At 72.6% G+C, this 20,889-nt stretch carries 16 protein-coding genes; 8 read left to right on the forward strand and 8 right to left on the reverse strand.

All coding sequences use genetic code 11. The features are described 5' to 3' along the window. Nucleotides 1-152: 152 nt before the first annotated feature. A complete protein-coding gene (locus CP973_RS26800; RefSeq protein ID WP_150246370.1) occupies nt 153-2,183 on the forward strand; it encodes a M6 family metalloprotease domain-containing protein in 2,031 nt (676 codons plus the stop codon). Between the two features lie 59 nt (nt 2,184-2,242). Here the strand turns inward: CP973_RS26800 and CP973_RS26805 are convergent, their stop codons facing one another. The 3 genes from CP973_RS26805 to CP973_RS26815 form a co-directional block, all read right to left on the reverse strand. Next, on the reverse strand, nt 2,243-2,971 hold the full coding sequence (locus CP973_RS26805) for a lysophospholipid acyltransferase family protein (protein WP_150246373.1): 729 nt from the start codon (nt 2,969-2,971) through the stop codon (nt 2,243-2,245). Between the two features lie 140 nt (nt 2,972-3,111). Then, on the reverse strand, nt 3,112-4,212 hold the full coding sequence (locus CP973_RS26810; protein ID WP_244410029.1) for an isoaspartyl peptidase/L-asparaginase family protein: 1,101 nt from the start codon (nt 4,210-4,212) through the stop codon (nt 3,112-3,114). 80 nt (nt 4,213-4,292) lie between these two features. Next, on the reverse strand, nt 4,293-6,368 hold the full coding sequence (locus tag CP973_RS26815) for a phosphocholine-specific phospholipase C (RefSeq protein WP_150246376.1): 2,076 nt from the start codon (nt 6,366-6,368) through the stop codon (nt 4,293-4,295). A 519-nt stretch (nt 6,369-6,887) separates the two neighbouring features. Between CP973_RS26815 and CP973_RS26820 the strand changes: the two genes are divergently transcribed. From CP973_RS26820 to CP973_RS26840, 5 genes are all read left to right on the forward strand, one after another. Beyond that, the gene (locus CP973_RS26820) at nt 6,888-7,844 is read left to right on the forward strand and encodes a hypothetical protein (RefSeq protein ID WP_208853304.1); all 957 of its coding nucleotides are present in this window, start codon (nt 6,888-6,890) and stop codon (nt 7,842-7,844) included. A gap of 302 nt (nt 7,845-8,146) precedes the next feature. Then, a complete protein-coding gene (locus CP973_RS26825; RefSeq protein WP_150250296.1) occupies nt 8,147-9,598 on the forward strand; it encodes an amino acid permease in 1,452 nt (483 codons plus the stop codon). A 128-nt stretch (nt 9,599-9,726) separates the two neighbouring features. Further along, entirely contained in the window at nt 9,727-10,689 is a 963-nt protein-coding gene (locus CP973_RS26830; protein ID WP_244410031.1) for a GNAT family N-acetyltransferase, read from the forward strand. A 110-nt stretch (nt 10,690-10,799) separates the two neighbouring features. After that, nucleotides 10,800-11,786: a BtrH N-terminal domain-containing protein gene (locus CP973_RS26835; RefSeq protein WP_150246379.1), complete on the forward strand. Its 987-nt coding sequence runs from the start codon at nt 10,800-10,802 to the stop codon at nt 11,784-11,786. Nucleotides 11,787-11,937: 151 nt separating this feature from the next. Further along, on the forward strand, nt 11,938-12,855 hold the full coding sequence (locus CP973_RS26840; RefSeq protein WP_150246382.1) for an RNA polymerase subunit sigma-70: 918 nt from the start codon (nt 11,938-11,940) through the stop codon (nt 12,853-12,855). Between the two features lie 24 nt (nt 12,856-12,879). Here CP973_RS26840 and CP973_RS26845 read toward each other — a convergent pair whose 3' ends face one another. Then, nucleotides 12,880-14,016 carry a prephenate dehydrogenase gene (locus CP973_RS26845; RefSeq protein WP_150246384.1) on the reverse strand — a complete coding sequence of 379 codons (1,137 nt, stop codon included), beginning with the start codon at nt 14,014-14,016 and terminating at the stop codon, nt 12,880-12,882. Continuing rightward, nucleotides 14,013-15,419 (reverse strand): aminotransferase-like domain-containing protein, encoded by a 1,407-nt coding sequence (locus tag CP973_RS26850; RefSeq protein ID WP_150246387.1) that lies wholly within the window; start codon nt 15,417-15,419, stop codon nt 14,013-14,015. Before CP973_RS26850 ends, CP973_RS26845 begins: the two co-directional genes overlap by 4 nt. Before the next feature lie 381 nt (nt 15,420-15,800). Between CP973_RS26850 and hppD the strand changes: the two genes are divergently transcribed. Further along, nucleotides 15,801-16,898, forward strand: a complete 1,098-nt coding sequence (gene hppD / locus CP973_RS26855; RefSeq protein ID WP_150246390.1) for a 4-hydroxyphenylpyruvate dioxygenase — start codon at nt 15,801-15,803, stop codon at nt 16,896-16,898. Continuing rightward, nucleotides 16,891-18,078: an alpha-hydroxy acid oxidase gene (locus CP973_RS26860; protein WP_244410032.1), complete on the forward strand. Its 1,188-nt coding sequence runs from the start codon at nt 16,891-16,893 to the stop codon at nt 18,076-18,078. Before hppD ends, CP973_RS26860 begins: the two co-directional genes overlap by 8 nt. 101 nt (nt 18,079-18,179) lie before the next feature. Here CP973_RS26860 and CP973_RS26865 read toward each other — a convergent pair whose 3' ends face one another. The 3 genes from CP973_RS26865 to CP973_RS26875 are packed head-to-tail and all read right to left on the reverse strand — an operon-like array spanning nt 18,180 to nt 20,881. Then, on the reverse strand, nt 18,180-18,401 hold the full coding sequence (locus tag CP973_RS26865) for a ferredoxin (protein WP_150246393.1): 222 nt from the start codon (nt 18,399-18,401) through the stop codon (nt 18,180-18,182). Between the two features lie 57 nt (nt 18,402-18,458). Beyond that, entirely contained in the window at nt 18,459-19,673 is a 1,215-nt protein-coding gene (locus CP973_RS26870) for a cytochrome P450 (protein WP_150246397.1), read from the reverse strand. A gap of 14 nt (nt 19,674-19,687) precedes the next feature. Continuing rightward, entirely contained in the window at nt 19,688-20,881 is a 1,194-nt protein-coding gene (locus tag CP973_RS26875; RefSeq protein ID WP_150246400.1) for a cytochrome P450, read from the reverse strand. Nucleotides 20,882-20,889: the final 8 nt, after the last annotated feature.

Below are 20,889 nucleotides of genomic sequence, written 5' to 3' on the forward strand. Positions count from 1 at the left end.
CGTGCCGGTCACACACCGTTCGCGGCGTCATCATCGGCTCCTCCCGACACTCTGGCGTCACTCCGTCCCCCGCCTTACCGTGGCAGCGGTAGGAATTCTGTTCGATCACCTTGTCATGTCCTGGACTTGAAACCACAGACAAGAGGTGCGCCTTGTTCCTTCCCCGCAGACCGGCCCGCCCATACCGCGGCAGGGCCGGCAGGCTGGGTGTTCTCGCCCTCCTCCTCGGTGTCCTGGCCACCGTCGCCGCAGGCCCCGCGCGGGCGCTCCCCGAGGCCGCGCCCGCGGCCCGGCCCCCGCTCGTCCAGCCCGTCGACCCGCAGAACTGGCGCAATCCCGACGACATGACCTGGGCCGAGCACCGTGCGGTCCCGGGCACCAACTGGGCCGACCCGGCCGTCAAGCCCACCAAGCGCATGTTCAAGGGCGCGCTGGTCCTGCTGGACTACCCGGACGAGGACTTCAGCGTCACCCGGCCCGCCGGATCGACCGTCTTCGGCAACCCGCAGCCCGCCGCCCACGACATCCCCCGCGCGCAGGTGCCCGCGTTCTACCGGGACTTCCTCAACAAGCCGGGCAAGCTCAACCACGGCCACACCATCAACGAGTACTGGATGGAGGACTCCGGCGGCCGGCTCGGCGTCGAGCTGACCGCGTTCGGCGTCTACCGGATGCCGTACAAGTCGTACCAGTACGGCATCGAGCCGTCGATGAACCCCGGCGCCTGCCCCGTCGGCGACAGCTGCGGCAAGAACATCCGCACCGACGGCAAGGCGGCCTGGACCGCCGATGTGGGCAGCGCGGAGACCAAGAAGTACGACTTCGTCTTCTACCTGACGGCCGGGCAGGACGAGTCCGCCGCCTGGCAGGAGTTCGGGCAGATGAAGTTCGCCTCGCCGCAGGACGTGCCGGCGGCGTTCGGGCCGCCCTCCCCCATCGAGGGAGGCGGCAACGCGGCCCGTACCCGCTATGTTCCGTGGACCTCCTGGAAGGCCGCCGCCCGCATCTGGCCCAACGCCGAGACCGGCTCCTCGACCCAGGCCGAGAGCTCCGGCATGGCCGTGTACGCGCACGAGTTCAGCCACATCCTGGGCATCGCGGACAACTACAACAACCCGTACGGCACCCCGCTGCGCCGCGCCTACACCGGCATCTGGAGCATGCTCTCGCGCGGCTCCTTCAACGGGCCGGGCGGCCCGCACACCCGCTGGCAGATCCCGGCCGCCAACGGCGCCTCGATGGGCTCGCAGCACGTCCTGCGCGACAAGCTCAAGCTCGGCATCGTGGACGGGAAGAACGTGCTGCGCCTGGACCGGGACGCGCTGAAGACGTCCGGGGTCGCCGTCGCCCGGGTCACCGCGCGCTCCGCGCCGCCCGGCGACAAGGGCCTGTCCGGCGTGAACATCACCATGGGCCGGGACCTGGCGCCGCCCTGCTCCACCGAAACGAACCCGCTGTGCGACGGCGGCGGCTACGACAACTACACCGTCGAGGTCGTGGACCGGATGGGCATGGACTCCTTCACCCCGGACCACGGGGTGCTGCTGAGCAAGACCAAGAACGAGGACCGGGCGCCGTTCGCGTGGGTGATCGACGCCCACCCGGAGGACATCCGCATGGTGGACTTCCGGCGCCCCGACGGCACCCCGCAGATGATCACCATGGGTGACTACCGGCAGCTCAGCGACGCGCTGTTCCACGCGGGCGCGGACTCCGGCAGCCAGTACGAGTACGTCGACCGGGCCAACCGGCTGCACTTCTACGTCCTGGACATCCAGCGGGACGGGAAGGGCGTCCTCAGCTACACCGTCGCCGTCCGCTCCCTGGACGGCGCGGGCCCGCAGCGCCGCGGCGTGCAGCTGCGGCACGGCACCGCGTACGGCGCGCCCGCCAAGGGCCGGGCCGTGTGCGCCTTCCCGCTGACCAACACCGGGCGGCCGGGCAAGGGCGGCGCGCACCTGGACTCGGACGTGTACCGGCTGACGGCCACCGCCGCCGGGCGCGGCTGGTCCGCGTGGCTGCCGAACCGGCTGGCCACCGCCAGGGCGGGGAGCACGGTGAGCGTTCCGGTGGCGGTCGCGGCGGAGCCGGGTGCCGCCCGGCACGGCCGGGTCGTCCTGAAGGCCCGCTCCGAGAGCGATCCGCGCAAGTCCGTACGGGCCACCTGCACGCTCGGCCGCTGACCGGGTGTACGGGCCGTGCCGCTCACCCCGGGTGAGCGGCACGGAGGCCGGCGTTCCGGTCAGCTGGCGCGAGCGGCCGGCACACCCGCCAGGCCCCCGGTACCGCCCGCGTACCCGGCGCGCGCCTTGGCCTCGGCCGCGTAGGTGTCGACGTACTCCTGCCCGGACAGCTTCAGGATGGCGTACATGATCTCGTCCGTGACGGCGCGCAGCACCAGCCGCTGGTCGGCCAGCCCGGCGTAGCGGGAGAAGTCCAGCGGCTCCCCGAAGCGGATGACGATCGGGACGACCCGCGGCAGCCGGCGGCCGGCCGGCTGGGCCTCGAACGTCCCGATCATCGCGCACGGGATCACCGGCGCGCCGGTCCGCAGCGCCATCTCCGCCACCCCGGTGCGGCCCTTGTACATCCGGCCGTCGTGCGAGCGGGTGCCCTCCGGGTAGATGCCGAGGAGTTCCCCGCGGCGGAGCACCTTGATCCCCTCCTCGACGGCGGCCTGCCCGGCGCCGCGCCCCGAGCGGTCCACCGGGATCTGCCCGCAGCCCCGGAAGAAGGCCGCCGTCAGCCGCCCCTTGATCCCTCGCCCGGTGAAGTACTCCTGCTTGCACAGGAACGTGATCCGGCGCTTGACCGTGGCCGGCATCAGGAAGCTGTCGCAGAAGGAGAGGTGGTTGCCCGCGATGACGGCCGCGCCCGACTCCGGCAGGTGTTCCAGCCCTTCGACGCGGGGGCGGAACAGGCACCGCAGCAGCGGCACGAGGACGATGGATTTGAACAGGTGATAGAACATGTGACTGATCCCCTCCCCAGAGTGATCCCCCCGCGTCGGGGGACGGTAGTGCCGCTCCGGGGCGGGAGGGAGAGGGCCTATTGAGCCACCGTCATATCGGGGCGCGAAGGCGATGGATCACGCCACACCCGGGGGCGCGGTCACCGGTTCGCCGGTGTCTCGTCGGCGAACACCTTGGTCACCACGCGCCCGTCCGCGGTCAGATAGCCGTGCAGCATGCCCTCGCTGCTGTGCGGGGCGTCGAACACGCCCTGGGCGTTCAGCGCGATCACCCCGCCCGTGCCGCCCAGCTTCGGCAGCCGCTCGACCAGCACCTCGTACGCGGCGGTGGCCAGGTCCCGCCCGCCGAACTCGATCAGGTGGGAGATGGTGGCGGTGGCGGCGCCCCGGAGGAACACCTCGCCCGCTCCGGTGGCGCTGGCCGCGACGGTGCTGTTCTTGGCGTAGGTGCCCGCGCCGACGACGGGCGAGTCGCCGACCCGGCCCGCCATCTTGTTGGTCAGACCGCCCGTGGAGGTGGCCGCAGCCAGGTTCCGCTTCCCGTCCACGGCCACCGCGCCCACCGTTCCCTGGGTCAGCGTCCGGCCGGGCCCCTTCGTCCGGCCCTTGGCCTTCATCAGCTCCTGCCAGCGCCTCTCGGTCCAGTAGTAGTCCTGGGTCACGGTCGGCAGGCCGCTGCGGGCCGCGAAGTCGTCGGCTCCCTGGCCCGCCAGCAGGACGTGCTTGGTCTTCTCCATCACCAGCCGCGCGGCGGAGACGGGGTTGCGGACATGGCGTACGCCCGCCACGGCGCCCGCGGCCAGGTCCGAGCCGCGCATGACCGACGCGTCCAGCTCGTGGCCCGCGTCCTCGTTGATCACCGCGCCCTTGCCCGCGTTGAACAGCGGGTCGTCCTCCAGCCTGCGGACCGCGGCCTCGGTCGCCGCGACGCTGCTGCCGCCCTTGGCCAGGACCTTCTGTCCGGCGCGCAGCGCCCCGGCCAGTCCGTCGCGGTACGCCTTCTCCTGGGCCGGAGTGGTGTCCTCGCGCTTCAGCGCGGTGCCCGCGCCGCCGTGCACGGCGATGACGACGTGGCGGGCGTCCGGGCGCGGCTTGCCCTGGGCGGCCTGCGCCCCGACGGGCCCGGCGGCGCCGGGGCGGCCCGCGGAGACCGCGCTGCCGGGCACGGTCGCCAGCAGCGCGGCCACGGTCAGCGCCCCTGCTCCGACCGTCATCGTGCGCCGTGTCGAGTTCCTGGTCATGGGCTCACTCCCTCGGAAAAAGAAGGTCACTCCCCGGAAAGACGGCTGCCCGCCCCGGGTGTCGGGGCGGGCGGCCGGCGTCATGCCGTACGGATCGCGGGATCGCTCACGCCCTCGGCGCCGGTCTCCACGTGACCGGCGAACCGGCGCAGGAAGGTCTCGTCCGCGTCGCAGACCACGGACACGTCGTACCACCGCTTGCCCGCCCTCAGGTCCACGGTGTGCGTCACCCGCTGCCCGGGCCGCACGGTGATCTTCCGGGAGGCGCCGCCGTACGCGTCGGTGAGGGTGAGGGTACGGGCGCCGTCACCCGCGTTGGTCAGCGTCAGACCGAGGTTCCCGGTGGCCTTGTCGTGGCGCGCGGTCACCTCGGGGCCCGCCGCCTTGCCGGGGCCCCTGAAGGTGCGCAGGAAGCCGTTCGGCCCGTACACCGACAGGTCGTAGGTGCCCTTCGAGTACACCGTGTTCCAGCTGTCCGAGATCTCCTTGCCGCGCTCGGTGGTGTACGTCCACGGGCCGTCGCCGCGGTTCGGCGCCGTGACGTGGAACTGCGCGCCGGCCTCGGCACCGCCGCTGAACGTCAGCCGGAACTTCCCGGCCGCGACGTCGGCCGCCCCGTCCACGTACGGCGCGTACCGCAGCGGCCGGGTGCGCCGCGTGCCCCGCTCCTGTCCGGGCAGGCTGCCCCGCGCCGGCGGGACGGGGTGGAAGTCGTCGGGCTTGGGCTTGGTGGGCGCGTAGCCTCCGGTGTCCGGCAGCGCGCCCGGATTCCCGGTCCTGCTGAAGTCGAAGGCCGAGGTCAGATCGCCGCAGACGGTGCGGCGCCAAGGCGAGATGTGCGGCTCGGTCACCCCGAAGCGGCGCTCCATGAAGCGGATGACCGAGGTGTGGTCGAAGGTCTCGGAGCAGACGTATCCGCCGGTGCTCCAGGGGGAGACGACGAGCATCGGCACCCGCTGGCCGAGGCCGTACGGCCCTGCCTGGTAGCCGTTGCCGCCCTTGTAGTGCTCCCGTTCGGTGGAGACGGTGGAAAGGCCCTGGTTCGCGTCGGCCGGCGGGTACGGCGGTACGACGTGGTCGAAGAAGCCGTCGTTCTCGTCGTAGGTGATGAACAGGGCGGTCCTGCTCCACACCTTCGGGTCGGACGTCAGCACGTCCAGCACCTTGGAGATGTACCAGGCGCCGTAGTTGGCGGGCCAGCTCGGGTGCTCGGTGTACGCCTCGGGGCAGGCGATCCAGGAGATCTTCGGCAGCGTGCCGTTCTTCACGTCGGCGCGCAGGTCGTCGAGGAGCTGCCCGCCGCCCTTCACGTTCGAGCCCCGCCGGGCCTTCTCGTACAGCGGGTCGCCCGGCTTGGCGTTACGGAAGCTGTTGAAATACAGCAGCGAGTTGTCGCCGTAGTTGCCGCGGTACGGATCGTTCTTGAGCCAGCCCCAGTGGCCGGCCGCGTCCAGGCCGTCGCCGATGTCCTGGTAGATCTTCCAGGAGACGCCCTTCGCCTCCAGCCGCTCGGGGTACGTCGTCCAGCTGTAGCCCTTCTCGTCGTTGCCGAGGACCGGGCCGCTGGGGTCGCCGACGCCCTTGCCGTCGTTGCCCGTGTGACCGGTCCACAGGTAGTAGCGGTTCGGGTCGGTGGAGCCGATGAAGGAGCAGTGGTAGGCGTCGCAGACGGTGAAGGTGTCGGCGAGCGCGAAGTGGAACGGGATGTCCTTGCGCGCGAGGTGCGCCATCGTCGTGGCCGTCTTGGCGGGTATCCACTGGTCGTAGCGGCCTTCGGCGAACGCCCGGTGGCTGCCGGCCCAGTCGTGGTTGAGGTCCTCGATGAAGACCAGGCCCAGGTCGTCGTCCTCGACCTGCGGCCGGAACGGCAGCACCTCCCTGCCCTTGCCGTCCGTCTGGTGCCACACCGGTTTGCCGCTGGGCAGCGGCACCGGCCGCGGGTCGCCGAAGCCCCGTACACCGCGCAAAGTGCCGAAGTAGTGGTCGAAGGACCGGTTCTCCTGCATCAGCACGACGATGTGCTCGACGTCCTCGATGCTGCCGGTGCGGCGGTGCGCCGGAATCGCGGCGGCGCGGGCGATGCTCTCGGACAGCACGGAGAACGCGGCGGCCCCGCCGGAGAGTTGCAGGAACCGACGCCGGTTGAGTTCGGGCATGGCTGAAATGACCCCTTGGGTGGGAGACAACGGGCGCGTCTGGAGTGTTCCAAGAGGAACGAGGCCGTGGGAAGACGTCGTGACACAGGGGTGAAAAGACGCAAGACAGGACGTGAACACGCGGAACCCGGCCCTCCGTTCCCGCCGGCGCCGGGCATACCGTGCCGCCGCCGCCCATACCGCCCCGCCTGTGCCCCAGCCGGACAGGTGGCGACGTGTCCGGCCGAAACCCCGCCGGATGGCCCGCTTCCATAGCGCTGGCATATGCCAATTGCATACCGCGCATTTCCCGCCGCCGACCGATGGTCCGGTTTCACCGCCAATGTCGTGCGCGGCACCGAAGCGGAATGAGGTAATTCCGATCACCAGTTTCGAACGGACCAGCCGCTGAGTAGGGTGTGGCACTGCCGGTGGAACTGGGGGAACAGTGCGTACCGGTTGATTTCGGCATGGCTGAAAACGCGCCGACGACCGGCTTCACCGGCGAAACGGCAGGAGCGTCAGGAGCGGCAGGGGACCATGACCGCTGGGTTATTCGAGGGGCAGTACGTGTGGCATCCGGCAGCCGACGACGTCCAGCTCGCGCGGGCATGCGTGGACATCCGGGCGGGCCGCTACTTCAGCGCGCGGGAAATCCTGCGGGAAGCGCGCGGGGACCACGGCGTACGGGCGCACCGCTCCCTTGTGCTGGCCTCGGAGGCGGCCGACTCGGACCTGGTGGAGCGCTGGCTGGCCGAGGAGCCCGGCCGCGAAGCGGCCCTGGTGTGGGCGCGGGTGGCCGTCCTGCGGGCGGTCCGCGCGGCCGACGCCGGTGACCAGCGGGCCGAGGCCCTCGGCCGGATCGCGGTGGCCGCCTGCGACCGGGCGGCCGAAGCGGCCCCCGACGACCCCACGCCGTGGTCGGCCCGGCTCACCCTGGCGCGCCTGCAACAGCCCCGCGACCCCGCCCCGCAGGGACTGCTGACCGCGCCGCCCGGCCCCTGGAAGCTCTTCGCCCACATCCTGCGGCTCGACCCCTGGAACCGCGAGGGCCACCACCGCTTCCTGTCGTTCTTCTTCCCGCGTCACGGGGGCGAGGCGAACGCGTCCTGGGACGTCGCCGCGTTCCTCAGCCAGCGCGCGCCGGTCTCCTCGCCGCTGCGGCTGCTGCCGCTGGTGGCCCTGGTCGACGGCTACAACCCGGACTCGCCCCTGGCGGAACGCACCTGGGAGCAGCCGCAGTGGAAGGCCACCGCCCTGGGCATCTACCGCAACTGGCTGCCGCACGTCGCCGGGTACCGCTTCACCCCGGTGCTGGACCTGGCCTACCTGGCGCACGCGCTGTACATGGCGCAGTGCTCGTTCGAGGCCCGCGCGGTCTTCACGGCCATGGGCCCGTACGCCTCCCGTATGCCGTGGAGCGTCTTCGGCGATCCCGAGGAGCAGCTGAACAAGGCGAGACGCGCGTGTGGTCTCCCGGTGCCCGATGCTCCCTGAGTCACCGCACGACGCCCGCGCCGCCCGGCCGGCCCGGGGCCGCGGCCCGCCGGGCCCGTTGCCGACGCCCGCCGCTCACCTCCCCGAACCCCCTACCCCCGGGCCCGCCGGAGGGGCTTTCGCGCGCCCCGGCCCGCCCCCGAAGACAGGTGCCGACACCGCGTATCGACGCTCCGCGCCGATGTCTTCCTGTCCCCACCAGAAAGGTTGCGGTTGTGTCCGATCCCGTGTCCCCCGCCCGTACGAGAAGCCGCCGCGCCGTGGAGCCCGCCGCCCTGGACGACGACGCGACGCTGCACGCCATGGGCTATCCGCGGAAACTGACCCGGCGGTTCCGCGCGTTCGACAATTTCGCGATCTCTTTCACCATCATCAACATCATTTCCGGGATCTTCTCGTCCTTCGGGTTCGGGATGAACGCCGGCGGGCCGGTGATCCTGGTCTTCGGCTGGATAGCCGTGGCCGCCATGGTGCTGTTCGTCGGCGCCTCGATGGCCGAGATCGCCTCCGCCTACCCGACCAGCGGGGCGCTGTACTTCTCCGCCGGCAAGCTAGCCAAGCGGCACCGGGGCGCCTGGTCCTGGTACACGGGCTGGCTGAACTTCGCCGGGCAGGTCGGCGGCACCGCCGCCACCGGATACGCCGCGGCCACCTTCATCCAGGCGTTCATCGCCATGCAGTGGCCGTCCTACGAGGCCACCCCGCAGCGGGCGGTGCTGATCACCGCGGCGATCCTGCTCGTCCAGGCGCTCGCCAACACCTTCACGGTGCAGCTGGTCGCGGTGCTGAACCGGATCTCCGTGTGGTGGCTGCTGATCGGCCTGGTGGTGATCGTCGTCGCGCTGATCGCGCTGCCCTCGCACCACCAGGACCCGTCGTTCGTGACGCACTTCGTCAACAACACCGGGTTCAGCAACGGCCTGTACGGCGCCATGCTCGGGCTGCTCGTCACCAGCTGGACGTTCACCGGGTTCGACGGCAGCTTCCACATGTCCGAGGAGACGGTGCAGGCCACCGTCAACGCCCCCAAGGGCATCATGCGCGCCATCGGCTACTCCGCGGTCGCCGGCCTGGTCCTGATGCTCGCGCTGGTCTTCGCGATCCGCGACTACGCGGGCGCCGCGGGCGCCGAGGCGCCGCCGGTGCAGATCCTCATCGACGCGCTGGGCACGGGCACCGCGAAGTTCCTGCTGCTGATCGTGATCGGCGCGATGCTCTTCTGCGGCCTGGCCAACATGACCAGCAACACCCGGCAGATCTTCGCCTTCTCGCGGGACGGCGCGATGCCCGGCTCCCGCTGGTGGCACTCGGTCTCCACGCGCACCCGCACGCCGGTCAAGGCGGTCTGGCTGGCCGCGGCCTGCTCCCTGGTGCTCGTCATCCCCGGCTGGTGGTCGCACACCGCGTTCACCGCCGTCGTCAGCATCAACGTCGTCGGGCTCTTCCTCGCCTACGCGGTGCCGATCTTCCTGCGGCTGCGGCTGGACACCTTCCAGCCCGGGCCGTGGAACCTGGGCCGCTACGGCAAGCTCGTCGCGGCGGTCGCCGTGGCGTGGATCCTGATCAGCAGCGTGCTGTTCATGCTGCCGCAGGCGTCGCCGATCACCGCCGAGTCGTTCAACTACGCGCCGATCGCGCTGGGCGTGGTGCTCGTCATCGCTACGGTGTGGTGGTTCGCCACCGCGCGGCGGCGCTTCCAGGGGCCGGTCAGCTACGGCCGTCCCGACGAAGTGGCGGCCATGGACCTGATCTGACGGCCCGCCACCGCCGTACGGGCCGAACGGCACCACCGGGCCGGCCGCCCCGGGTCCCCGGGCGGACCGGCCGACCACCCCCAGCCCCGCGCAGCGGCGGGGCCCGACAGCCAAGGACTGCACCAGGTATGACCTCCACCGGCGAGATCCCGCGCCGGCCCGCCTCCACCGAGGCCGCCGCCGACGCCCCCACCGTCCCCGCCCCCGGCGCCGCGGCCACGACGCTCGCGGCGGGTCCGGACGTCCCCGCCGGACTCACCGTCCGCCCCGCGACACTCGACGAGTGGCGCGAGGTGGCCGCGTGGGCCGCCGCGGAGAGCTGGAACCCGGGCCGCGCCGACGTGGACTGCTTCCACCCCACCGACCCGGACGGCTTCTTCGTCGGCCGTCTGGACGGACGGCTGGTCTCGTCGGTCTCCGTCGTCAACTACTCCGCCGAGTACGCGTTCCTGGGGTACTACCTGGTGCACCCGGAGTTCCGCGGCCGTGGGCTGGGGATGGCCACATGGCGCGCCGCCGTCACGCACGCCGGGGACCGCACGATCGGTCTGGACGCGGTCCCGGCGCAGGAGGCCACGTACCGGCGCTCCGGTTTCACCACCGCGTACCGGACCACCCGCTACCGGGGCCGCCCCGCGCGCCCCGGCACGCCCGCGGCGCCGGTCGTGCCCGTCACCGCCGAGCACCTCGACGAGATCGCCGACTACGACCGGCAGTGCTTCCCGGCCGGGCGGCGCGCGTTCCTGTCGCGCTGGCTGACGGCCCCGGGCCATCACGCGTACGCGCAGGTGCGGGACGGCCGGGTGGCCGGTTACGGGGTGCTGCGGCCGGCCCGGGACGGCTACCGCCTCGGCCCCCTGTTCGCCGACACCTCACGCGGCGCCGAGGCGGTCTTCGACGCCCTCACGTCGCACCTCGGCCCCGAGGACGAGGTGCACATCGACATCCCCGACCCGCACCACAGCGCCCGATCCCTGGCCCTCTCGCGCGGCCTGGAGCCGGACTCGCACACGATGCGCATGTACACGGGCCCGGTCCCGCCGACGCGCTCCGAGCGCGGTTACGCGGTGACCAGCCTGGAACTGGGCTGACGGACGGACCGCGCGCGGGGCCGGGGCCGATCCGCGGTCCCGGCCCCGCGCCGGTGGCCCGGCGGGAGAGACTGAGGCCCGGCCACCCGCACCCGTCCGGGAGAACCCGCATGCCCACCGTGAAAGGCGTCGAAGCGCGCGGAGCGCAGCACTGCGAGACCGCGGCCCTGGGAGTCCTGCTGCGGCACGAAGGACTCGACCTGTCCGAACCCATGCTCTTCGGCCTCGGCTCCGGCCTGTCCTTCATCTACTGGGACGGCAAGCACCTGGACTTCCCCTTCCTCGGCGGGCGGGTCAAGCCCTTCGAGCTGACCAGGAATCTGGCCGCCCGGCTCGGCCTCGGCCTTGAGGTCCGGGAGACCACCTCGCCCCGCAAGGCGTGGCAGCACGTGACGGCCCCCATCGGCGCGGGCCGCCCCGTCGGGCTCCAGCTGGACAGCCACCACCTGGACTACTTCGGGTCGAAGGTGCACTTCGGCGGCCATGTCGTCGCCCTGTACGGATACGACGACCGCGACGCGTACCTCGTGGACACCGAGCAGCAGGGCGGCACGGTCTCCACCGGCCTGGACGGTCTCGCCCGGGCCCGGGCCGCCCGCGGCCCGATGACCGCCAGGCACCGGTCCTTCACCCTCACGGCTCCGGCGGACCGGCCCGCCCTGGAGAAGCAGCTCGTCCCGGCCATCACGGCCTGCGCCGAGGCCTTCCTCCACCCGCCCATCGCCAACCTGGGCCACCGGGGCATCGAGAAGGCCGCCGAACTCGTACCCACCTGGCTGCGCCGCACCGGCACCCCGGAGCGGGACCTGCCGCGGGCCGCCCTCCTGATGGAGCGGGGCGGCACCGGGGGTGCCCTCTTCCGCGCCTTCTACCGCGACTTCCTCGCCGAATGCGCCGAGCTGCTCGACGACGGCCGGCTGCGCACCGGCCACCGGCTGTACGCCGAGGCGGCCGCCCTGTGGACGCGGACGGCGGCGCTGGTCGAGGAGGCCGGCACGTCGGGCGACGCGCGGCCGCTCGAACGGGCCGGAGCGGTGCTCGGCGAGCTGGCACGTGTCGAGCGCGAGGCGATGGAGGCGCTGAGCCGCCTCGGATGACTCACCCGGCCCCGGACCGGCCGGGCCCCTTTTCTCGAACACTCCTCCGCAGGACTCAAGTTCATCGAATTGGTGAGGAGTCAACCATCGTCAGTACTCTCGCTGGCGGAAGGTGATCACGTGCGAGCCGGGTGGGATCCAGGAGGCGGCGATGGGTGACGGAGGGGTGGTGGGCGGGACGGGAGACGACGACGCGGCGGCGTTCTCGCGGCTGGTGGCGCGCTACCGGCCGGAGTTGCAGGTGCACTGCTACCGGCTGCTGGGGTCGTTCGAGGAGTCCGGGCGGCTCGTGACGGAAACGCTGGCACGGGCGTGGCGCGAGCGGGAGAGCTTCGCCGGGCACCCGACGTTCCGTACCTGGCTGTACCGCGTCGCCACGCGCGCCTGCCTGGATTTCCTCGCCGCCGCGCCCCGTGCCCCGCTGCCCCGGGAGGTCCGCGGCGGCGGGCCGGTGCCGGCGACCGCGCTGCCCTGGCTCCAGCCGTGTCCCGACACGCTGTTGGAGCAGGTCCCGGCCCAGCGGACGGGATCGGACGAGGTGGCGGCCAAGGAAACGATCAGTCTGGCGTTCATGGTGGCGCTCCAGCTGCTCCCGCCGCGGCAGCGGGCCGTGTTCGTCCTGCGGGAGGTACTGGAGTGGCCGGCGCGCGAGACGGCCGCGGCGCTGGGCGTCAGCGTCGCGGCCGTGAACAGCGCGTTGCAGCGGGCCCGGCGGTCGGTCCGGAAGCACCTGCCGCGCGCGGCGGAGCCGGAGGCCACGGAATACGACGACTGCGCCGTACTCCGCCTCTACACCGACGCGTTGGAGCGGGGCGACACCGCCGCGCTCGCCACCGTACTGTGCGAAGCCCCCCGGACCGCCCGCCGCCCCGACCCGCCGCACTGCCGCCGCCTCCCCACCCGCATGAACCACCAGCCCGCCGTGGCCCGTTACGCCCGTGGGCCGGGCGAGCGGGTGCACCGCGCCCACGGCCTGGAGGTCCTGCGCGTCGAGGGCGGCCGTATCGCCGAGATCACCGAGTTCGCCCCCGGCCTGTTCCCTGCCCTGGGGCTGCCGCTCGCGCTGTGAGGGCGTGCGCGCCCCCAGCGTCGTTCACGCCGTCGCCGGTGAGACGCCCGCCGCCGGTGCCGTATGGCCGTCGTCCTCCGCGTCCCAGCCTTCAGCGGTGACCCGGGCGAGCAGGGGCCCGGCCACGGCGGCCGGGACGGCGAGACGGACCATCAGGTCGTCGCGCGGCGCGGCGCCGGGCCGTACCTCGGCGTCCTCGGGCCCGATGCCCAGTTCCGCGGTGGCGCGCAGGAGGCGGGAGAGTTCGCCGGGGCGGTCGGCGACCCGGACGCGTACGGAAGCGGAGCGCGGCTGGTGGCCCGGGTGGCCGGTGGAGATCTCGTCCAGACCGGAGATGCCCCGGTCGAGGAGGTCCACCAGCGTTTCCAGGCTCCGCTCGCTGCGCCGTCCGGGTGGCCCGGCCAGGTCGCGCAGGGCGGTGAGGAGTTCGCCGAGGTCCGCTTGGAGGCCGGTGAGGATCCCGGCGACGGCGCCCGCGTTGGCCTGGAGGATGTCGCTCCAGAGCCGGGAGTCGCCGCCGGCGATCCGCGTCACGTCGCGCAGTCCCTGGCCGGCCAGCCGCGGCGCCTGCGGCGTGCCGTGGCGCAGCCGGGCCGCCATCAGGCTGGCCACCACGTGCGGTACGTGGGAGGTCAGCGCCACCGCGTCGTCGTGTGCCTTGCTCTGCATCACCAGGGGCACGGCCCCGCAGAGCCCGATCAGGGCGAGCGCGCGGTCCAGGGCCGTCCGCGAGGTCAGCCGGGACGGGGTGAGCACCCACACGCGGTCCTGGAAGAGGTCCACGCGGGCCGCGAGGGGGCCGGACCGCTCGCGGCCGGCCAGCGGATGGCCGCCGATGTAGCGCGTCGGGTCGGGCGCCCCGGCCAGGACCGCCCGTTCCGGTTCGGCCTTCACACTGGCCACGTCGGTGTAGGTGCCGGCCAGCCCGCGCGCCTGCTGCTGGGCGAGTACGGCGGCGACCTGGCTGGGCGGCACGGCGATCACGGCCAGGTCCACCGGCTCGGACGGCGGCCCCGGCTCCCCCGCGCCCAGGGCCGCCGCGGTCCGTACGGCGGCCTCGTCACGGTCCATGAGGTGGACCGTGACGCCCTGGCGGGCCGCGGCGAGCGCCAGGGACGTGCCGATCAGCCCGGTGCCGACGACGGCCAGGGAGCGGATCACCGGGCACCGCCCGGAGACGGCCCGGCCGGCGCGGCGGGCGGGGTGGCGGCCCCGTCCGCCGCACCTTCCCCGGAGGCCGCCGCGCCACCGTTGGCCCGCAGCCGTTCGGTGAGGAGCGCGGCGAGCCGGTCGAGGCCCTCGTCGATCCGTTCCGGGGTCAGGGTGCTGATGGACAGCCGGAGCTGGCGGCACTGCGCGGAGGCGCCGTAGAAGTGGTGCATCGGGGTGAACAGCACGCCGTACGTGCGGGCCGCGTGCTCCAGGAAGGCGTCGGTGACGACGAACGGCACGCTGAGCACCACGAAGAAGCCGCCGGTCGGCTCGTTCCAGGTGACGCCGGGGCAGTCGGCGAAGCGCCGGGCCAGGCCGGAGAGCACCTGGTTGAGGTTGCGCCGGTAGACGGCCGTCTCCCGGCGGTTGGCCTCGACCATGCTGCATCCGTGGCTGAGCAGCTTGCCGCCGATGACCGCCTGGGCGATCGGCGAGGTGTTGACGGTGAGCATGCTCTTGATCTTCGAGAGCTCGTCGGCGAGCAGCCCGTCGCCGTTCGGGCCGCCGGTCACCCGCTGGTCGGCGACCACGTACCCGACCCGGGCCCCGGGGACGCCGGTCTTGGCGAACGAGCCGAGGTAGACGACGCGGCGGCCGCGGTCCAGGGACTTCAGCGTCGGGGGCCGTTCGGCGGACGTGTGGAAGACGCCGTACGCGTTGTCCTCCAGCAGCAGCAGGTTCTCCCGCTCGGCGATCTCCAGCAGGCGGTGCCGGTCGGCCAGGGTCATGCTGGTGCCGACCGGGTTGGCGAAGTCGGGCGTCACGTAGCAGGCGCGCACCCGCCGGCCCGCTGCCCGCGCGCTGTTCAGCTGGTCGACCAGGTCGTCCAGGTCGATGCCGTGCTCCCCGCTGTGCACGGGCAGGACGGGCATGTCGGCGAGGAGCGCGGCGCCGGTCAGGCCGACGTAGGTGGGCCGGGGCGCGAGCACCGCGTCACGGCTGTCGGCGCGCAGCGCGCGCAGCAGGAGGAACATCGCCTCCTGGCAGCCGACCGTGACGACCACGGACCCGTCCACGGCCTCGATGCCCTCGTCCACCGCCAGGCTCCGCGCGATCAGCCCGGCGATGATCCCTTTCGTCTCGCCGTACTGGAACAGGGTCCGCGCGATTTCCGCGTCCGTCATCTTCCGGTCGGTGCCCAGATGGTCGCAGAAGACCTGAAGATATTGATGCACCTGGGCTGCGTCATAAAATCCTTCGTACGGCCGCCCGGCCGCGAAAGAGATCGCTTCCGGATATTCGTCGGCGATCTGATTCAGAAGATTCATGGACTCCATCGAGGCGTCGGCCAGCGATGCGTGCAGGGTGGCGGCATTCAGCTCGGCGGTGATTTCCGGTTGCATGATTTCCATGGCTGCCTTCTGTCAGTCAGGAAGGGGTACGGCGCCCCGGCGCTCCCGTGGCCGCGCCGCGCCCTCAGCATCCCCCAGGGCCGGATCAACAGCAATGGTCGTCCGGGGCGTGCGGCGGGTCAAGGTGATTGCGGGTCCGCCGTCCGGCGGCGCGTCAATTCTTGACAGGTGCGACGGCGTTGGCGCCGGTGTAATGTCTGGCAGCACCGTAATTGTTCGCCTTCCGCTGTCCGGCGCAAGTGGCGAACTCGCTGAAGAGGTCCGCGGATTAGGCCCGTGCCGCCCGTCGGCGTGGGTCCACGGCAGGTAATCCGTCCGCTCCGGTAGGCGAGCCGGCTCGATGAGCCATGCCCAGATCAATCCTTCAAACGGGGACTCTCCATGACAGTTTCAGATTCCACAGCGGCAACGGCTGCTGTCGGCGACCTCGCGATCGACTACATCGAGATGTACGTGGCCGACCTGGACGCGGCGGCGTTCACCTGGGTCGACAAGTACGCGTTCACCGTCGTCGGCACCGGCGGCTCCGCCGACCACCGCAGCATCGCCCTGCGGCACGGCACCATCACCCTGGTGCTCACCACGGCGACCTCCGACCGGCACCCGGCGTCGGTCTACGTCGTCGACCACGGCGACGGCGTCGCGGACATCGCGCTGCGCACCGCCGACGTCGAGGGGGCCTTCGCGCACGCGGTCGCGGGCGGCGCCGAGCCGCTGCGCCGGCCGGCCCGGCACGGCGGCCCCGGCGCGGCCGTCACGGCCACCGTCAGCGGCTTCGGCGACGTGGTGCACACGCTCGTGCAGCGCGACCCGGAGGAGGGCCCGGGGCTGCCGGTCGGCTTCGTGGCGACGCTCCAGTCCCGGCAGCCGGTGCCCAGCGAGGTGGGGCTGCTCGAACTGGACCACATCGCGGTGTGCCTGAACAACGGCGACCTCGACGGGACCGTCGCGTACTACCGGCGCGCCCTCGGGTTCCAGGAGATCTTCGAGGAGCACATCGTCGTGGGCGCGCAGGCGATGGACTCCAAGGTCGTGCAGAGCCCGACCGGCCGGGTGACCCTGACGCTGATCGAGCCGGACACCACGGCCGACCCGGGGCAGATCGACGACTTCCTCAAGAGCCACCAGGGCGCGGGCGTCCAGCATCTCGCGTTCTCCTGTGACGACGCTGTGCACGCGGTGCGCACCCTGACCGGGCGCGGCGTGGAGTTCCTCAGCTCCCCGGCCGCCTATTACGACCTGCTGGGCGCGCGGATCCAGCTCAGCCAGCACAGCCTGGAGGATCTGCGGTCCACCGGCCTGCTGGCCGACCAGGACCACGGCGGCCAGCTGTTCCAGATCTTCACCGCCTCCACCCACCCGCGCCGCACGATCTTCTACGAGATCATCGAGCGGCAGGGCGCGGAGACGTTCGGCAGCTCCAACATCAAGGCGCTGTACGAGGCCGTGGAGCTGGAGAAGAAGGGCCAGCGTGTCTGACCCGGCGCCCGGCGGCGACGCGGCGGCGGCCGAGCTCCTGACCCTGGAGGACGTGGAGCGGGCCGCCGCCGCGGCGCTGCCCGCCGGGGTGCGGGACTTCGTCGCGGGCGGCAGCGGGCGCGAGCGCACCCTCACCGCCAACCGGGCGGCGTTCGACCGGATCTTCCTGCGCCCGCGGGTGCTGCGGGACGTGTCGCGGTGTTCGACGGCGGCCGGCCTGCTGGACCGGCCCGTGGCGATGCCGGTGGCGGTCGCCCCGGTCGCCTACCAGGGCCTGGTGCATCCCGAGGGTGAACTGGCGGCGGCGCGCGCGGCGAAGGCCGCGGGCGTGCCGTTCACGGTGAGCACGCTGAGCACCGTGCCGGTGGAGGAGATCACCGCGCTCGGCGGCGACGTCTGGTTCCAGCTGTACTGGCTGCGGGAGCCCGGCCGGGCCCTGGAGCTGGCGCGGCGGGCCGAGGACGCGGGCTGTACGGCGCTGATGCTGACCGTGGACGTCCCGTGGATGGGGCGCCGACTGCGCGACGTGCGCAACGAGTTCACGCTGCCGGATCACGTACGGGCCGCCCATCTCGACGGCGGCGGCACCTCGGCGGCCCACCACCGCACCGCCGGCGCCTCGGCGGTGGCCGTGCACACGGGCCGGGAGTTCTCCTCGGCGCTGTCCTGGTCGCACGTGGCGGAGCTGCGTGCGAGCACCCGGCTGCCGCTGCTGCTCAAGGGGGTGCTGGCGCCGGAGGACGCGGTGCGCGCCGTGGAGTTCGGCGTGGACGCCGTCGTGGTGTCCAACCATGGAGGTCGACAGTTGGACAGTGCCCTGCCGAGCGTCGAGGCGCTGCCCGCGATCGCCGAGGCCGTCGGCGGCGACTGCCGGGTGCTGCTGGACAGCGGGGTCCGCTCGGGTACGGACGTGCTCAAGGCGCTGGCCCTGGGCGCGTCCGGGGTGCTGGTCGGGCGCCCGCCGGTGTGGGGCCTGGCCGTGGCGGGTGAGGAGGGCGTACGCCGGGTGCTCGGCCTGCTGGCCGAGGAACTGGCCGACGCGCTGGGCCTGGCGGGCTGCGCCACGGTCGCGGACGCGCGTCGGCTGCGTACGGCACGGGGCGGGGCCGGGGCGGACGACGGCGCCGGTCAGCGGGCCGGCACTCCCCTGACGGCCGGTGACGGGGCCGCCGGGCCGTAGCCCGGGAGCCGGACCGTACGAAAGCTCCTGGCGGCCGGGTTCCCGGAGATTCCGGAACCCGAACGCCAGGAGCTTTTCCGTGCCGCCGGTGGTGTCGCGCGCTACGCGCCGGGGGCGTCCGTCTCCGTTTCCCGCACCGTGATCGCGCCGGCCGGGCACCGCAGGGCCGCCGTGCGCACCTTCGCCGTCAGCTCCACGGGCGGCGCCGGATCGGTGAGCACCACCGTGCCGTCCTCCTCCGACTGGTCGAAGACCGCGGGCACCAGCAGCGTGCACATACCGGAAGCCGCGCAGATCTCCGCGTCGACCCGTACCTCGACCATCGTCCCTCCTCGTCTCCGGGATCGCCCCCGGGCACCGCGCACCCGGCCGGGCCGCCGTCACCAGGCGACCGGCAGCCGCTCCAGGCCGTACGCGATGGAATTCGTCTTGTGCGGCACCTGGTCGGCGGGCACGGCCAGCCGCAGGTCCGGGAACCGGCGCCACAGGGCCAGGTAGGCGGTGCGCAGCTCCATCCGGCCGAGCGCGGCGCCGATGCAGTGGTGGATGCCGTGCCCGAAGGCGATGTGCGGCAGCGGCTCGCGGTTCACGTCGAACCGGTCGACGTCGGGGGCGAGCACCGGGTCGCGGTTGGCCATCGGGATGGAGCAGACGACCTCCTCCCCCGCCTTGATCAGCTGCCCGGCCACGACCACGTCCTCCACGGCGGTGCGTGGGGTCGGCGCGTGCGCCACGGACAGGAAGCGCAGCAGTTCGTCCACCACGCGGTCCACGGTGTTCTCGGGGTCCGCCAGCAGGACGGCGAGCTGGTCCGGGTGTTCCAGGAGGGCCAGCACGCCGAGGCTGATCATGCCGGTGACGTTGTCGAGGCCGGCCAGCACCATCAGGCCGCAGATGCCGATCAGTTCCTCGTCGACGAAGTTGTCGCCGTGGTCGCGGATGAGCTGGCCGATGAACCCCTCGTCGGGATCCTTGCGCTGCCGCTTGACCAGCGCGCGCAGGTAGTTGGAGGTGTACGCCTGGGCGGCGGCCCGGTCCTTGCGGTTGCGGTCCTGCTCCAGCTGCCACTGGTGCTTGACCAGGAACTCGCGCCGGTCGTCGCGGGGCACGCCGAGCAGTTCGCACAGCACCGCGCCGGAGATCGGGCTCGCGTACAGCTCGACGAGGTCGGCGGGCTGCCCCTTGCGCTCCATGGCGTCCAGGCAGCGTTCCGCGATCGCCTCGGTCACCGGCTTGAGCCGCTGGATGCGGCGCACCGTGAACTCCGGCGTGAGCATCTTGCGCAGCCGGGTGTGCTCGGGCTGGTCGTAGTCCATGAGGTGGCCGGACATCTCCTGCGGGCGGTGTTTGCTCCCGCCGCGGATGGCCTGGGCGCGGAACCGGCGCTGGTTGCTGAAGCGGACGTGGTCGCCCATGATCTGGCGTACGGCCTCGTAGCCCAGGGCCATCCAGATGGGCTCCGGCGCCGCGCCGGGCGCCGCGGCCACCTCTTCCCGGACGAGGGCGCCCTGGGCGCGCTGCCGGCGGATGTCGTCCGACGGGCCGAAGCCCGCCCGGCGGGCGTGGTCGAACTGGTGCTGGGACTCGTCCGGCATTGCTGCTTCTCCTCCTACCATGCGACGGGCAACGATTCCAGGGCGTACTGACGGGACCGGGCGGGCCGGAACCGGACCCGCTCGTGCGGTACGGCGAGCCGCAGGTCCGGGAAGCGGCGCAGCAGGGCCGGGAAGGCGATGCGCAGTTCCATCCTGGCCAGCGGGGCGCCGAGGCAGTGGTGGATGCCGTGGCCGAAGGCCATGTGGGTGGCCGGTTCGCGGGTGATGTCGAAGCGGTCGGCGGGCTCGCCGGGGGCCGGTACACGGTTGGCGGCCAGCAGGGAACAGGCCACGCTCTCCCCGGCCTTGATGACCTGGCCGCCGATCGTCACGTCCTCCAGTGCCGTGCGGGGCGAGGCGGTGTGGATGACCGTCAGGTAGCGCAGCACTTCCTCGACCGCGCGATCGGTCAGTTCGGGGTGTTCGCGCCACAGGACGAGCTGTTCGGGGTGTTCCAGCAGGAGCAGGGTGCCCAACCCCAGGATGCTGGCGACCTGTTCGAAGCCGGCGGCCATCACCGTCGCGCCGATCCCCGCCAGTTCCGCGTCGGATATGGCCGCGCCCTGCTCGCGGACGAGGCTGCCGAGCATGTCGTCGCCGGGGTCGCGGCGGCGGCGTTCGGCGAGCTGGCCCATGTACGCCCAGTACGCCTTGCCGGCGGCCAGCTGCTGTTCCTGGCTGCGGCCCACGTCCCGGGTGATGTCCAGGTAGCGGGCCAGTTCCGTCTGGTCGTCCCGGGGGACGCCGAGCAGTTCGCAGCTGGCCAGGCCGGGGATCGGCCAGGCGAAGTAGCGTACGAGGTCGGCCGGCCGCCCGACGCGCTCCATGGTGTCCAGGCAGTCCTGGACGATCTCCTCGATGCGGGGCTCCAGCCGGCGCATCTTGCGCACCGTGTACTCCGGTGTGAGCAGCTTGCGCAGCCGGGTGTGGTCGGGCGGATCGTACTGGAGCAGGTTCCCGGCCTGCACCAGGCTGTCGGCGTCCTCCTCGCTGTCGGCGGGCGGGCGGGTGCTGAACCGTTCCGCGTCGGCCAGCACCGCCCGCACCTCGGCGTGCCCGGTGGCCACCCAGCCCACCTGCCGGGAGGGACCGATCGTGACGTCGGTCTCGACCAGCGGAGTCTCCCTGGCCATCCGGACGAGTTCGGGTACCGGGTCGAAGCGGTCCCGCCGGTAGTGCGCGGGAATCTCGGGTGTCTTCTCGGGCATCCGCTGTT

The organism is Streptomyces albofaciens JCM 4342 (assembly GCF_008634025.1).
Classification (GTDB): domain Bacteria; phylum Actinomycetota; class Actinomycetes; order Streptomycetales; family Streptomycetaceae; genus Streptomyces; species Streptomyces albofaciens.

What these genes read in the sequence shown, in the direction of transcription:
- CP973_RS26805 (WP_150246373.1), bottom strand. Translation starts at nt 2,971, where the DNA reads ATGTTCTATCACCTGTTCAAATCCATCGTCCTCGTGCCGCTGCTGCGG.
- CP973_RS26810 (WP_244410029.1), bottom strand. Translation starts at nt 4,212, where the DNA reads ATGACCAGGAACTCGACACGGCGCACGATGACGGTCGGAGCAGGGGCG.
- CP973_RS26815 (WP_150246376.1), bottom strand. Translation starts at nt 6,368, where the DNA reads ATGCCCGAACTCAACCGGCGTCGGTTCCTGCAACTCTCCGGCGGGGCC.
- CP973_RS26820 (WP_208853304.1), top strand. Translation starts at nt 6,888, where the DNA reads ATGACCGCTGGGTTATTCGAGGGGCAGTACGTGTGGCATCCGGCAGCC.
- CP973_RS26825 (WP_150250296.1), top strand. Translation starts at nt 8,147, where the DNA reads ATGGGCTATCCGCGGAAACTGACCCGGCGGTTCCGCGCGTTCGACAAT.
- CP973_RS26830 (WP_244410031.1), top strand. Translation starts at nt 9,727, where the DNA reads ATGACCTCCACCGGCGAGATCCCGCGCCGGCCCGCCTCCACCGAGGCC.
- CP973_RS26835 (WP_150246379.1), top strand. Translation starts at nt 10,800, where the DNA reads ATGCCCACCGTGAAAGGCGTCGAAGCGCGCGGAGCGCAGCACTGCGAG.
- CP973_RS26840 (WP_150246382.1), top strand. Translation starts at nt 11,938, where the DNA reads ATGGGTGACGGAGGGGTGGTGGGCGGGACGGGAGACGACGACGCGGCG.
- CP973_RS26850 (WP_150246387.1), bottom strand. Translation starts at nt 15,419, where the DNA reads ATGGAAATCATGCAACCGGAAATCACCGCCGAGCTGAATGCCGCCACC.
- hppD (WP_150246390.1), top strand. Translation starts at nt 15,801, where the DNA reads ATGACAGTTTCAGATTCCACAGCGGCAACGGCTGCTGTCGGCGACCTC.
- CP973_RS26865 (WP_150246393.1), bottom strand. Translation starts at nt 18,401, where the DNA reads ATGGTCGAGGTACGGGTCGACGCGGAGATCTGCGCGGCTTCCGGTATG.
- CP973_RS26870 (WP_150246397.1), bottom strand. Translation starts at nt 19,673, where the DNA reads ATGCCGGACGAGTCCCAGCACCAGTTCGACCACGCCCGCCGGGCGGGC.
- CP973_RS26875 (WP_150246400.1), bottom strand. Translation starts at nt 20,881, where the DNA reads ATGCCCGAGAAGACACCCGAGATTCCCGCGCACTACCGGCGGGACCGC.